The sequence below is a fragment of the Romboutsia sp. LXY-2 genome (assembly GCF_056171995.1).
This window is the reverse complement of sequence record NZ_JBKFGI010000012.1, coordinates 1-13,480: the sequence shown is the minus strand read 5'-3', so window position 1 is coordinate 13,480 and position 13,480 is coordinate 1. Positions and strand designations below refer to the sequence as shown.

The following is a 13,480-nucleotide window of genomic DNA, read 5'->3' as shown; positions in this document are numbered from 1 at the left end:
AATGATATTTGGAAATATAAAGCATGAAAAAACATATTCTAACCTTGATAAAGATATATTAAAATGCTTAGAATATGCTAAAGAAAATTCTTTAATGGATCTTGAAAAAGGAAGTTATGAAATAGATGGACAAGATATATTTGTAAATATAGTTGGATATGAGACTTGTGAAAAAGAAGATAGATTCTGGGAAGCTCATAGAAAATATATAGATGTTCATCTTATGTTAGATGGGTGTGAAAGAATAGATGTTAACTTTATAGAAAATTTAGAGCAAAAAGAATATGAAGAAGAAGGTGATTTCCTTCCTCTTGATGGAGAAGCTAATGGATATGTTGAGTTAAGAAAAGGTGATTTCTTAGTTTGTTATCCTGAGGATGCTCATATGACTGCTATAAAAGTTAATGATAAAGAGGAAATAAAGAAAGCAATTTTCAAAGTAATAGTAAGATAATAAAAGCTGTCTCGATATGGTATTTTAGTGGTAACCGCTCGGTCAGAATATATAAGTTTTCTTCCATGCAGGCTAAAGAGCGTGCCTGCAAATGTCAGGGAAACTTATATATTCTGTCCATCGCTTAGGTGAACCGCAAAATACTATATATTGAGACAGCTATTTGCGTATCCAGGAGTGGAAAACAAAAGAACAAAAAATAAGAAATTAATAAATTTAGGTGTTTAGTATACGGAAATAATTGACTATATGTGAGGGTGATTAGTATGGATAAGATGGATGTGTTTTTATTAATTGGTCAGAGTAATGCTAGAGGTGTTGGAAATGTGGCTGAGAGTGTTATTCCTAATGAGAATTGTTTTGAGTATTTAAGTAGTGGAGAGATTATTAATATGAGGACTGTCCTTGAGACTTCTGAGGGTGATGGTACTATTGCTCCTAGTTTTGCTAATGGGTGGAATGAGCTTAGTGGTAATAAGGTTTGTTTTATTCATGAGGCTAAGGATGGTTCTAGAATAAAAAATTGGAATCATGATGCTAATAAGTTTTTAGATGATGCTATAGATAAATTTAATAATGGATGTCTGGAGATAGAAAAGAAGTACGAAATAGGAAATAAGTATGTGATTTGGATTCAAGGTGAAAGTGATGCAAAGTACGGAAGCGATGTTATATATTATAAGGAAAATTTAAAATCTATTGCTTATAGACTTAAAGAAGAATGTAATATAGATAAGATGTTTGTAAGTATGACAGGATACTGGTTAGGTGAAGATGAGTATTTTGTTAGAACTAGGAGAATAGCTTCAGCTCAAGAGATTGCTTGTAATGAGTGTGAAGTTTTATCCTTAGGAAGTAAGAGGGCTATGACTTTCCATGATGAAAAACTTACTATAGATGATGTTCATTATTCTCAAGAAGGTCTTAATATATTAGGTAAGGATTTATGTAATAATATATATAAATATCATACTACAGGAAAAGACTTACAATTAGAAGATACTGTAAATTTAGATAAAGAAAGAAATTATGTTAATGAATTAATTAAAATGCAAGAAATATATGCATAGGGGGAGAGGATAAATAATATGAGAAATTTTATTTGTATAGATGTAGGCGGAACTTCAATAAAATATTCTGTTGCTAAGGAAAATGGAGAGATAATAGAAAAATCTAGTATGGATACTGAAGCTCTAGAAAAAGGTGGCTCTGGGATATTAGAAAAGATAAAACTAATTACAAGAAATTATTTAGAAAAATATAAGGCAAGTGGTGTTTGTATATCTACTGCTGGTATGGTTGACCCTGTAGAAGGGAAGATTATATTTTCACTAGAACATTTAATACCTGGATACATAGGTATGGAAATAAAAAAGGAAGTAGAAAAAGAATTTAACATAAGATGTGAAGTAGAGAATGATGTAAACTGTGCTGGTTTAGGTGAAATGTGGCTGGGAGCAGGTAAAGGAGCTAGTTCATCTGTGTGTATGACTATAGGTACTGGAATTGGTGGATGTGTAATAATTGATAATAAGTTATTGCCAGGTTTTGGTAACAGTGCGGGAGAAATAGGTTACTTACATGTAAATGGAGAAAGCTTCCAAGACTTAGCTTCTACTACTAGTTTAGTTAAGAGAGTTGCAAAAAGAAAAGGCAAGTCTGAAAATGAGATTAATGGTAAAATTATATTTGATTTAGCTAAAAACAATGATATAGATTGTTTAACAGAAATTGATAATATGATAAAATCATTATCAATAGGTATTGCAAATGTTTGTTATGTTGTAAATCCAGAGGTTGTTATTCTTGGTGGAGGAATAATGGCGCAAGAGGAATTTTTAAAACCTAGAATAGAAGAAGAACTTAAAAATACATTAATAGAAAGTGTATATAAAAATACGAGGGTAGAATTTGCGAAAAGACAAAATGATGCAGGTATGTTAGGTGCTTTATTTAATTATCTGCAAAAAAATAATTAAGTAAGAAGGTTATATTATGAGTATTTTAGGAAAATTAGAAATACCTGATTTTAAGGCTACAAAATCAGATAAAGTGCTTATTGAATATATAAAGAAAAATCTAAAGGATATTGCTTATAAGCCTATTTCTCAAATAGCAAAGGAAAGTAATATTGGAGAAGCTACTATTACTAGATTTGCTAGAAAAATGGGATTCTCAAGTCTTCAAGATTTTAAGGTTACATTGGCACAAGAGGTTTCATTAAGCAACACAAACAATATTATAAATAGTAATATTGAAAATAACGAGTCAGCTACAGAAACAGCAAGAAAGCTTTTAAATAGTAATATTAATATATTAAAAAATACTGTGGACTTAATAAATGATGAAGATGTTAGAAGATGTGCAGATATGATAATGAATGCAAGAAGAATATACTTTATTGGTATAGGTTATTCAGGAATAATTGCACAAGACTCTAATTATAAGTTTATGCGTATAGGGCTTAATACTACAAGTTTTGATAGCAGTCATAACATGATAATGATGGCTTCTATAATGGAAAAAGATGATTTGATTGTGGCTATTTCTCATACTGGAGAGACTAAGGAAATTATAAAGACTGTTCAGGTGGCTAAGGAGAATGATGTTAAGGTTATTACTATAACTGAAAATGTGGAATCTAGTTTAGCTGAGATGGCTGATGTTAGTTTGGGATATGTATCTGGTGAGACTATTTTAGAATCTGGATCTATTTCTTCTAAGGTTGCTCAGTTCTTTATTATTGATTTGGTTTATACTCAGGTGGTTAAAGAGAAGTTTAATGAATCTATTGAAAGAAAAGTAAAAACAACCAACGCGATAAAGTTGTTTGAGACAAAGTAGTTGTTGGCGGGTAAAATTTAGGACTAGACGTCGCTCCGGGAATGAAGCTATGTTCTCCTCCATGCAGACCAAGGGCGGGTCTGCAAATGTCGGGGGAACATAGCATTCATTCACTTCGCTAGCCCAGTCCTAAATTTTTTTACCCGCTAGCAACTTTTTTTATTTCAAGGGGATAAAGAAGAGTATAGCTAAATGAGCTGATATGATGATTAATTTTTTTGATTCGTAGAATTTTTGTTTTAGGGTAAGGGAATGCGGAGGATAAAATAAATTGTTATGGTGATATATAAAATATGAATGATAAAGTTATTGGTATTTAAGGTAAAATTAAGGTATTAGGATAAACTATTTTATATACTAAGGGATTATAACTTATCTGGTTTGTGGATAAGTTATAATCCCCACCGCTTTTCAACTTGAGCAACGGGATGTGAGCTTGCCGAGCAGACGTTGGCGATATGAGCGAAGCGAATTTTTTATAAGGAGGTGTTTTTATGAGGGTTCTTGTTGTTGAGGATAATGTGGTTTTGGCTAAGACTATTGAGGAGGGGCTTTCTGAGCATTTTCAGGTTAGTGTTTGTGGAAATGGTGAGGAGGCTATTTTTAATATAGAGAAAAGTATTTATGATGTTATTATACTTGATATTATGTTGCCGGATATTAGTGGTGTTGAGGTTTTAAAAAATATTAGAGGGCGTCATATTAAGACTCCTGTTATTATGCTTACTGCTAAGGAAGCTTTAGACGATAAGGTTGGAGCATTTTCTTTGGGGGCTAATGATTATATTACTAAACCTTTTTATATGGAGGAACTTGTAGCTAGGATTTATGCTATTCTTAGGACTAATGGATCTATTTCAGAGGAAAATTTGATTACGTTCAAGGATTTGAAATTAAACCTTGATACTAGAGAGGTATTTATTAACGATGAAAAGATTGAGCTTGTTAATAAGGAGTTTAATATTTTAGAGTATTTTTTAATCAATAAGGATTTGGTCTTAATGAAGGAACAAATTTATGATAGGATTTGGGGAATTGATTCTGATATTCCTCTTGAGATAGTGGAGGTACACATTAGTAATCTTAGGAAGAAGCTTTCAGGTTATGGTTATAATAAGTACATAAAAACTAAAAGAGGGATAGGGTATACTTTTGATGATAAATAAAAATATATTATCTAAAACAAAAAATAAACTAATTGTATTTAATACTGTAGTAGTAGGCGTTCTTTTTTTAGTATTTTCAGTGTTTATTTATATGTACTTTAGCGATTTGACATATAAAAATATTGATGATAGTTTATCTTATCAGTACGAACATTTAAGAAGTGGAAATAGTGGAAATAGTAATGGTATGGGTGGACTTGGTGGTAAAAACAGACATAAGTCTATGGATAAAGGGTTCATAATGTATGTATGGCAGAATGGTGAAGTAATAAAATCCTATCGTAATGATATGTTAGATTATATAAGACCTTATGATTATATGCCTAAAGTTGAAGAAGGAATATCTTCTTATAGCTATGATGGATATAATTTTAGAGAATACAAAATAACAGAAGAAGAATACGTTGTAGAAATAATTAAAGTGATAGATACAGAATTAGTAATGTTAAGCCAGTTAAAAGAGGTACTTATTATATCTGTGTTAATGGCTTTGATAACAACATATTTTGTAAGTCAATTTATTACTAAAAAGTCCATGGAGCCTGTTGAAGCATCTTGGAAAAATCAAATACAATTTGTACAAGATGCATCTCATGAACTTAGAACTCCTTTAACTATAATCTCATCAAAACTGGAAGGCATTATGAAAAAGCCTAGCCATAGTGTAGAAGAAGAGATGACAAATATAACTATAGCAATGAAGGAAGTAAGAAGACTTAGAAAGCTGGTATCTGATTTGTTGAGACTTACAAAGGAAGATGCAATAGTTCAAATTAATAATGAACAGTTCAATCTGGGGGTTCTTTTAGAAGAGATTTTGATTTCCTATAAGGATATTTGTGAGTTACAAGGTAAGGAACTTATTTATAATAATAAGCTTAAAAATAATGCTATTTATAATGACAAAGAAAAAATAAAGCAAGTAATTATAATACTTTTAGATAATGCAATAAAATACACCAAAGAAAAAGATATTATAGAAATAGATATAAAAGAAGAAAACCAAAATATTAATATAGAAATAAAAGACAGTGGAATAGGTATAAAAGAAGAGGACTTAGCATTTATATTCAATAGGTTTTATAGAAGTGGTAATGTAAGAGAACAAAATATTGATGGATCAGGTGTAGGATTAGCTATAGCAAAGACTATATTATCTAACATAAATGGAGAAATATACGTTAGCTCTAAATTTAAAGAAGGCTCAAAATTTAATATAATAATTCCTAAAAAATAATTATAAGCATTTAAGGTTTATTTAAGGTAAAAATACGATTATATGTTTAACAGGAGAAATCCTTGTTAAAAAATCAAGGGATTATAATTATTAGGAGGTAAATTATGAAATTAAAAGGAAAGTTAATGAGTACAATAGCTTTAGTAGCAGCAATAGGAATGGGAAGTTTAGGAGTAGTAAGCGCAGATGATTCATCTACAGTAGTAACAGACACAAAAGAAACAACAGCAATAGAATGTCCACAAGATGGAACAGGTCCTAAAGATGGTACTGGAATAGGTGCTCAAAATAAACAAGGACAAAAAAATGGTCAAGGTAAAGGTCAAGGACAACATAAAGGTGAAGGAAGACAAGGTAGAGGTGGAATCTTCATGAAAAGTGTAGAAGAACTACAACAAAATGGAGTTCTAAGTGAAGATGACGTGAAAAACATACAAGATTACCATGTAAAGAATAGAGAAGAAAGACAAAAAAGAATGTACAATGAAACATGTACTAAAATAGATGAAATGGTAGAACAAAAAATAATAACTGCAGAGCAAGGTCAAAAACTTAAAGAAGCAGTAGAAAAGAACATGAATAACATCAAGGAGCAACAATAGATATATAAAGTCTGTGATAAATTATAAAAAAAATTAACTAAAAGTGCTAAAAGCTCTTAATCGCTTTACACCAACCAAAAAAAGATGGGTCACACTTAAAATAAACATTAGAGATTAAACTAGCGTAGGGGTTGATATATGATTTCACTCGACATTTGCAGGCACGCTCTTGGACTGCATGGAGACGAAATCATATATCAATCCCGGAACGGATCTAATCCCTAATAAATTTTAAGGAAACCCATCTTATTTTAATAATACATCTTATTTTGCTGCATTTCTTATTTTTATTAAACTAAAAGTTCTTGATAGAGATGTCATTACAAGTACCCCTAATGAAATGGCAACTCCAACAAACATTGTATCTACACCAGTAGATATTCCAAGCTCAAAATCCTTTTGAACCATATATAACATAGTATTATACATACCAAGCCCTGGAACTAAAGGTATAATGCCAGGAATTACAAATAATATAGCAGGATGCTTCAATCTTCTAGCTAAAATCTCACTAATCATTGAAACTACAGCTGCGGCAACAAAGTTAGCAACAATAGAGTTAGCAGAAAATGAGAATATATATACATAAATAGCCCAACCGATTCCACCTGTTAAACCTGAAGGAATTAATGCATTAACTGGTACATTTAAAAATACAGAAAACCCTACAGTAGTTATCGTAGCAAGTATAAAGTGCATAAAAATAGGCATATCACTCATTAGAAAACACCTCCCACTCTAAACCAAACATCAAGTACAAATCCAACACCAGCAGCAATTGTAATAGCAGTAAGACCGGCATCAAAGGCACGTGCAACACCAGACAACAAGTCTCCGGAAATTAAATCTCTTATACCTTTGATAAAGGATACCCCTGGAAGTAGCGGCATAATAGAACCTACAATTAGCATCTTAGGTGTTTGAAGTATTCCTATTTCAGTAAGTAAAACTCCAGCAATTGCAATAAAGAATGATGCAACCAATGTTGAAAAAGCAGGGGTTGAACTAAGTTTCATTATTTTATCAAAGACTATTACAGCACATATAGTTGTGAAGAAAGTAAAAATAAAGTTAATTATTTGAGTTCCACCAAGTAAGCATGCAAATGTGGCAGAACCAAGTGCAGTACTTAAGTATACAACTTTTTTAGTATAAGGCTTAACATTTGACAATTCTTTAAGCTCTATCATAGCCTCTTTTATAGACATTTCTTCATTATTAACAAATTCTCTAGAGAAATTATTAAGTAAAGAAATTTTATTTAAGTTTATTGACCTACATTTGATGGTCTTCATAAAAGATAAACCGTCAAATCTTTCGTCTGAAATTATTATTACAGTTGGTGACGTAAAAACATTTATATGCTTAAATCCCCTAGAACGACAGATTCTGAGAACGCTATCTTCTACCCTATAAGTTTCGGCACCGTTTGTAAGCATAAGCTCACCGATGAATAAAGCAAGTCTTAGAATATCTTTTTTATATTCCTGATCCATAGAGCACCTCCAATTAAAATTAATATAACGATTATACCAAAAATTTACTATGTATGTTGCGTATATATGATAAATTTTACAAAGATATAAATAAATATTTTCTATAATTATAAATAAATATTATTATAAAGCTTGCACCAAATATTATATATGTATAGAAACATAATATAAATATAAAATATTTATTATATAAACAGGAATTTACCGATTATTGGTCAAATATAATAGTAAGGTACAAGTTGGATACTTTAAATATTAAGCAAGCTATTTAAAAATATTTAATATGCTTGTATTTTTCAAGTTATTAAATTCTTATACCTTAGTTTGCCTAAATATTAAACTTTTATTATTGAAAGGGGATTGCTATGTTTGAAAATTTAAAAAAAGCTGACCCAGAAATTTACATCAGTATGCAAAGAGAATTAAAAAGACAACAAAGGAATATTGAGTTAATAGCATCAGAAAATATTGTTTCAGTACCAGTCATGGAGACTATGGGAAGTCACTTGACTAACAAATATGCAGAAGGATATTCAGGAAGAAGATACTATGGTGGTTGTGAGTACATAGACGAAATAGAAACATTAGCAATAGAAAGAGTTAAGAAAATATTTAATGCAGAACACGCAAATGTTCAACCTCACTCAGGTGCTAATGCTAACATGGGTGTATATTTTGCAATGATAAAGCCAGGGGACACCGTAATGGGGATGAATTTATCTCAAGGTGGTCACTTAACACATGGTTCTCCAGTAAATATATCAGGTCAATACTTTGATTTCCATGAATATGGAGTAACTAAAGATGATGGATTAATAGATTATGATAATGTAAGAAAAATTGCACACGAAGTAAAGCCTAAGCTAATAGTAGCAGGAGCAAGTGCATATCCAAGAGAAATAGATTTTAGAAAGTTTAGAGAAATAGCAGATGAAGTAGGTGCTTTATTAATGGTAGATATGGCACATATAGCAGGTTTAGTTGCTGCAGGACTTCATCAAAATCCATGTGAAGTAGCAGACTTTGTAACAAGTACTACTCACAAAACATTAAGAGGGCCTCGTGGAGGAATAATCTTATGTAAAAAAGAATATGCAGCTAAAATAGACAAAGCAATATTCCCTGGAACACAAGGTGGACCATTAGAGCACATAATAGCATCTAAAGCAGTTTGTTTTAAAGAAGCTTTAAGTGAAGAATTTAAAGAATATCAACAACAAGTAGTAAAAAATAGCAAAGCATTAGCAGAAGAGTTATTAAATAGAGATTTTAAACTAGTAAGTGGAGGAAGCGACAACCACCTAATATTACTAGACTTAACAAATAAAAACGTAACAGGAAAAGAAGCAGAAAAAAGACTAGATGAAGCATATCTAACAGCAAACAAAAACACAATACCATTTGATCCAAACGGAGCACTAATAACAAGTGGAATAAGAATAGGAACTCCAGCAGTAACAACAAGAGGTATGAAAGAAGAAGACATGAAAGTAATAGCAGAAGCTATAGATCTATGCTTAACACACAACAACGAAGAAAAAGCAAGAGAACTAGTAACAAGTCTTACTGAAAAATATCCATTATATCAAGAATACAACCTAATGGATGAAGAATTAGTAACTATATAAATTAAAGAAATTTGATTTAAAGAAGTTAAACAAAAATATTGAACTAAGTTTGAAGTAAATTTGAACTAAAAAGGTTTGAGCCAAAATGTTTTAAGTACTCAAAAAGGTTTTAAAATTCTCAAACCCACATATGTTAATGACAAAACTATCCTTATGTCTTTTGCGGAAAAACCAGCGAAGGTGAGATAGTTAGTTTCCAACGACATTTGCAGTCCCGATTTTGGACTGCATGGAGTAGAAACTAACTACCTCACCAAAGCGGCGTTTACCCACAAAACAAACATAGGGATAGTTTTTTAAGTAACCATATATCCTGTCCCTCATATAATGTTATTATCTTATTTTAAAGGGGTAGATGCATATGGTACTGACAGGAGCGCACTACATTTATATTATTTTCATGGTTTTAATTTTAATAACTATGATTATGAAAAAAGAAAGTGTAATACCATGTGTAATAGGAATATTTTTATTAGGACTATATTACACAAAGAGTTTATCAGGAGCACTAGGGGGCATATTTGATTCACTGATAGTATCATTAAATGAACTTGGACCAGTAATATTAATAATAGGAATAATGGTAGCCTTATGCAAAGCACTAGAAGAAAATCATGCAATTGACTTTATGGTTAGGCCATTTGCAAGATATATTAAAAACTCAACTACAGCATTTTTTGTAGCTGGTTTAGCAATGTTTATTATGTCTTCGTTTTTCTGGCCATCACCAGCATCTGCATTAGTAGGAGCTGTATTTTTACCAATAGCTCTTCAGGCAGGTCTTCCGGCTATGGGTTTAGCAGTAGCTATGAACTTATTTGGTCATGGTTTAGCTTTATCAACAGATTTTATTATACAAGGAGCTCCAGCAATAACTGCAGGTGCAGCTGGAATACCTATAGCAGATGTTATGCATGAAGGTATGATTTTGTATTTTGTAATGGGGATAGTAACAATAAGTACAGCATTTTATATGCTAAAGAGAGATTTAAAAAAAGGTATGTTTGCTGAGGAGTTAGCAACTACAAGAGATTACGAAGTTAAGGAAGTAAGTAAAACAGCTAAGATATCAGTTTTTTTGGTAGCAATAGCATTTGCACTAGACATAGTAGCTATGTACAAGTTTGATCTTAGAGGTGGAGAGGCATCAGCACTATTAGGAGGAACAGCTATAGCATTACTTATGATAATTAATACTATGGAAAATCCTAAAACAACTTTAGATAAGGTTGCAGAGCACATTATAGAAGGATTTACATTTGCAATAAAAGTATTTGCGGTAATTATACCAATAGCAGCATTTTTCTATTTAGGAGATATGGCAATAACAAAAGTGTTTGGTGAAGTTTTACAACAGGGCTCACAAGGCTTATTATCTGATATAGGCTTGGCCTTATCAAATGCAGTTCCTTTTAATAAATTCGCTGCAGCTAGTATAGAAACAGTAGTTGGAGCAATTACAGGTCTTGATGGATCTGGTTTTTCAGGTATGTCACTTGCAGGTTCTTTAGCGGCTGTATTTGGAAGTGCAGTAGGAGCAAATGTAGGTGCATTAGGTGCTCTTGGCCAAATTGCAGCAATATGGGTAGGTGGAGGGTGTTTAGTACCATGGTCACTTATTGCAGCAGCAGCTATATGTGGAGTAAACCCTATAGAATTAGGAAAAAGAAATGCAATTCCAGTTATTACAGGGTTGGTAGTTACCACAATAGTAGCAATGTTTATTATTTAATTTATGTTAGTAATTAGTATTTAATATATATTATTGAGAGATTATTAAGAGCTACTTTATTACTTTTGTTATAGCAGAAGTATAAGTGGCTCTTTTTACATATGGCTTTAATATAATTTGCACAAATAGTATTTTTCTAAAAAATATAATGCAAAAGTACGCACTTGATTAATTTACTTAAGACTGATAAACTTGCTTAACATAAGATGGAGGATTTGATACAATTAAATCCATGAGGAGGTTTGAGTAATGAGCAATATAAAAGTAATAAGTGACAGTTTATCAGATATACCAAAAGAATTAATTGAAAAATATGATATAGGAATAGTTCCTTTAACTATAAGATTAGATGAAGTAGATTATAAAGATGGGGTAGATATAACTACTGGAGAATTTTATAAGAAGTTAAGAAGCTCTAAAGAAATGCCAAAAACATCTCAAGCAACTTATATTCAATTTAAGGAGACCTTTGAAAAATATATTGGAGAAGGCAAAAGTATACTTTATATCTCAGGATCATCAAAAGCTACAGGTACATACCAATCTGCTTTGATGGCTAAAAATGAGATAGAAGGAGATATTACTTTATTTGATAGTTTAAATTTATGTTATGGATGTGGGGCTCAAGTTATAAAAGCTTGTGAAATGTTAGAAGAGGGAAGTTCGATAGAAGATATTATAAAACAATTAGAAGTGATGAGAGAAAGTTTATATGTAGTATTTGCAGTAGATACTTTGGAATATTTAAGAAAAGGTGGAAGGATTTCAACTACTAAGGCTGTAGTTGGAAGTGTATTAAGTATAAAACCTTTGATTCATATAAAAGATGGAGCTTTAGATAATGTAGCTCAAGTAAGAGGTAAGAAACATGTAATAGCAAAGATTATTGAAATGATAAAAGAAAATTGTGGGGACGATTTATCTAATAAGAGATTTGCTATTGCGGATGGAGATAATAAAGTTGATGTGGTTAAATTAAGGGAAGCTATACAAAAAGAGTTTAATCCGAGAGAGATTGTTGAGATTGAAGTTGGACCAACAATCGGCTCACACGCCGGCCCTGGAACAATAGGTGTTGGAGTATATGATGCTTAAGTGCTGAAAATTTTTGCGAGTGATTGGCGCTCCGGTGTGGATATAATAGTTCTATGTCATGCAGGCTAAGGGCGTGCCTGCAAATGACATTGGAACTATTATATCCACACCTTCGCTAAATCACCCCAAAAAATTTTTTGATTTATTTCCTCATAAAGGGGAGAAATAAATAAGGTTATAATAAACTTTGATAGCATGCACGTAGATTAATAGTAGGTATATAGTTTGACTAGATGTATAGATTAAATGATTGTAGAGGTTTTCTACTGATATAGATTCTATTAAAGCTAAGAATTTTTATTATACAATGTAATGTGACATATTCTTATATTAAAATAAAGGATTTTAAGTTAAAAATAACAGAGATATGCACTGATAATAAATTGGTAAAAAGAATTTTATAATAATAAATATGCAATTCTTATAAATTGTGAATCTTTGTTACTTTTGAAATTTATAAATAAATATTACTGACACAGGAGAGCAAAAATGAAAACTTATACACACAAAAGAAATGATGGAAGTATTGTAGTAACAAGGTTTGAAAAAAATAGAAGCTATACAAAAGAATATGCAAATATTAACGAATATAACAAAACTATAATGAGAGATGCGGGTTCTATAGGGAAAGTACTGTTAGCTCCAATATATTATCCAGTAAAGTTTGTATTTAAAATATTATATATCTTAATAAAGGGAATTTATTGGGATCTACCTAGATTTATATATGCAAAAATAAAAGGATAAGTTAGATTCATGACCGAAATACACAATTATTAAAATTGAGAATATAAATATTTACACTTTTAATATAATACGAACAAAAGGTAGGAGTTATATCAATTAGATATACCCCCTACCTTTTTATTATTAAAATTGTTTCTAAAATTAACAATGTATTAAAACATAGCAAAAAAAATAAATAAGAAATATAAAAAGAAAAATGTTGAAATTCAAATGGATGTATGGAAATTATTGTGTTGGAAAAAGTATGTTTATATATAAAAATATAATAAAACAAGAAAAAAATGTTTAAAAAAGTGTTGACCGGATAAAATATAGGTGTTAAGATTATACATGTGCCAAAGAGCACAGCAAAAACAAAAAATGAACTTTGAAAATTAAACAGTAGGTTAATTTATAGAATTTGAAACAACCAAACAAAGCCAGATATATAACAGTATCTGAGCCCGTTAAACTTTTATTTCAGCAACGGGACGTGAGCG

13 protein-coding genes are annotated in these 13,480 nt (G+C 30.9%); 11 read left to right on the top strand and 2 right to left on the bottom strand.

Going from position 1 to position 13,480, the window contains the following annotated elements; all coding sequences use genetic code 11:
• Position 1 precedes the first annotated feature (1 nt).
• From ACI48P_RS17160 to ACI48P_RS17130, 7 genes are all read left to right on the top strand, one after another.
• Positions 2-454, top strand: a complete 453-nt coding sequence (locus ACI48P_RS17160) for a NanQ anomerase/TabA/YiaL family protein (protein WP_475217997.1) — start codon at positions 2-4, stop codon at positions 452-454.
• 266 nt (positions 455-720) lie between these two features.
• Entirely contained in the window at positions 721-1,524 is an 804-nt protein-coding gene (locus ACI48P_RS17155; protein ID WP_475217996.1) for a sialate O-acetylesterase, read from the top strand.
• 18 nt (positions 1,525-1,542) lie between these two features.
• Positions 1,543-2,433 carry an ROK family protein gene (locus ACI48P_RS17150; protein ID WP_475217995.1) on the top strand — a complete coding sequence of 297 codons (891 nt, stop codon included), beginning with the start codon at positions 1,543-1,545 and terminating at the stop codon, positions 2,431-2,433.
• A 16-nt stretch (positions 2,434-2,449) separates the two neighbouring features.
• Complete coding sequence (locus ACI48P_RS17145; RefSeq protein WP_475217993.1) at positions 2,450-3,298, top strand: MurR/RpiR family transcriptional regulator; 849 nt, start codon at positions 2,450-2,452, stop codon at positions 3,296-3,298.
• A gap of 494 nt (positions 3,299-3,792) precedes the next feature.
• Positions 3,793-4,464, top strand: a complete 672-nt coding sequence (locus ACI48P_RS17140) for a response regulator transcription factor (RefSeq protein WP_475217991.1) — start codon at positions 3,793-3,795, stop codon at positions 4,462-4,464.
• Entirely contained in the window at positions 4,454-5,701 is a 1,248-nt protein-coding gene (locus tag ACI48P_RS17135) for a sensor histidine kinase (RefSeq protein ID WP_475217989.1), read from the top strand. The genes ACI48P_RS17140 and ACI48P_RS17135 overlap by 11 nt, the downstream gene beginning before the upstream one ends.
• Before the next feature lie 104 nt (positions 5,702-5,805).
• Entirely contained in the window at positions 5,806-6,303 is a 498-nt protein-coding gene (locus ACI48P_RS17130; RefSeq protein WP_475217988.1) for a hypothetical protein, read from the top strand.
• A 264-nt stretch (positions 6,304-6,567) separates the two neighbouring features.
• Here ACI48P_RS17130 and ACI48P_RS17125 read toward each other — a convergent pair whose 3' ends face one another.
• Both ACI48P_RS17125 and ACI48P_RS17120 read right to left on the bottom strand, forming a co-directional pair.
• A complete protein-coding gene (locus ACI48P_RS17125) occupies positions 6,568-7,023 on the bottom strand; it encodes a threonine/serine exporter family protein (RefSeq protein WP_475217986.1) in 456 nt (151 codons plus the stop codon).
• On the bottom strand, positions 7,023-7,799 hold the full coding sequence (locus ACI48P_RS17120; protein ID WP_475217985.1) for a threonine/serine exporter family protein: 777 nt from the start codon (positions 7,797-7,799) through the stop codon (positions 7,023-7,025). Before ACI48P_RS17120 ends, ACI48P_RS17125 begins: the two co-directional genes overlap by 1 nt.
• A gap of 365 nt (positions 7,800-8,164) precedes the next feature.
• Between ACI48P_RS17120 and ACI48P_RS17115 the strand changes: the two genes are divergently transcribed.
• The 4 genes from ACI48P_RS17115 to ACI48P_RS17100 all read left to right on the top strand — a co-directional run bounded on the left by ACI48P_RS17115 (position 8,165) and on the right by ACI48P_RS17100 (position 13,001).
• Positions 8,165-9,427, top strand: coding sequence for a serine hydroxymethyltransferase (locus tag ACI48P_RS17115; RefSeq protein WP_475217983.1), 1,263 nt, complete (start codon positions 8,165-8,167; stop codon positions 9,425-9,427).
• A gap of 361 nt (positions 9,428-9,788) precedes the next feature.
• Positions 9,789-11,159 (top strand): hypothetical protein, encoded by a 1,371-nt coding sequence (locus ACI48P_RS17110; RefSeq protein WP_475217981.1) that lies wholly within the window; start codon positions 9,789-9,791, stop codon positions 11,157-11,159.
• A 249-nt stretch (positions 11,160-11,408) separates the two neighbouring features.
• Entirely contained in the window at positions 11,409-12,254 is an 846-nt protein-coding gene (locus ACI48P_RS17105; protein ID WP_475217979.1) for a DegV family protein, read from the top strand.
• Between the two features lie 489 nt (positions 12,255-12,743).
• Positions 12,744-13,001 (top strand): hypothetical protein, encoded by a 258-nt coding sequence (locus ACI48P_RS17100; protein WP_475217977.1) that lies wholly within the window; start codon positions 12,744-12,746, stop codon positions 12,999-13,001.
• Positions 13,002-13,480 lie beyond the last annotated feature (479 nt).

Coding starts and splice junctions, on each gene's coding strand:
- ACI48P_RS17160 (WP_475217997.1), top strand. CDS start 2: ATGATATTTGGAAATATAAAGCATGAAAAAACATATTCTAACCTTGAT.
- ACI48P_RS17155 (WP_475217996.1), top strand. CDS start 721: ATGGATAAGATGGATGTGTTTTTATTAATTGGTCAGAGTAATGCTAGA.
- ACI48P_RS17150 (WP_475217995.1), top strand. CDS start 1,543: ATGAGAAATTTTATTTGTATAGATGTAGGCGGAACTTCAATAAAATAT.
- ACI48P_RS17145 (WP_475217993.1), top strand. CDS start 2,450: ATGAGTATTTTAGGAAAATTAGAAATACCTGATTTTAAGGCTACAAAA.
- ACI48P_RS17140 (WP_475217991.1), top strand. CDS start 3,793: ATGAGGGTTCTTGTTGTTGAGGATAATGTGGTTTTGGCTAAGACTATT.
- ACI48P_RS17135 (WP_475217989.1), top strand. CDS start 4,454: ATGATAAATAAAAATATATTATCTAAAACAAAAAATAAACTAATTGTA.
- ACI48P_RS17130 (WP_475217988.1), top strand. CDS start 5,806: ATGAAATTAAAAGGAAAGTTAATGAGTACAATAGCTTTAGTAGCAGCA.
- ACI48P_RS17125 (WP_475217986.1), bottom strand. CDS start 7,023: ATGAGTGATATGCCTATTTTTATGCACTTTATACTTGCTACGATAACT.
- ACI48P_RS17120 (WP_475217985.1), bottom strand. CDS start 7,799: ATGGATCAGGAATATAAAAAAGATATTCTAAGACTTGCTTTATTCATC.
- ACI48P_RS17115 (WP_475217983.1), top strand. CDS start 8,165: ATGTTTGAAAATTTAAAAAAAGCTGACCCAGAAATTTACATCAGTATG.
- ACI48P_RS17110 (WP_475217981.1), top strand. CDS start 9,789: ATGGTACTGACAGGAGCGCACTACATTTATATTATTTTCATGGTTTTA.
- ACI48P_RS17105 (WP_475217979.1), top strand. CDS start 11,409: ATGAGCAATATAAAAGTAATAAGTGACAGTTTATCAGATATACCAAAA.
- ACI48P_RS17100 (WP_475217977.1), top strand. CDS start 12,744: ATGAAAACTTATACACACAAAAGAAATGATGGAAGTATTGTAGTAACA.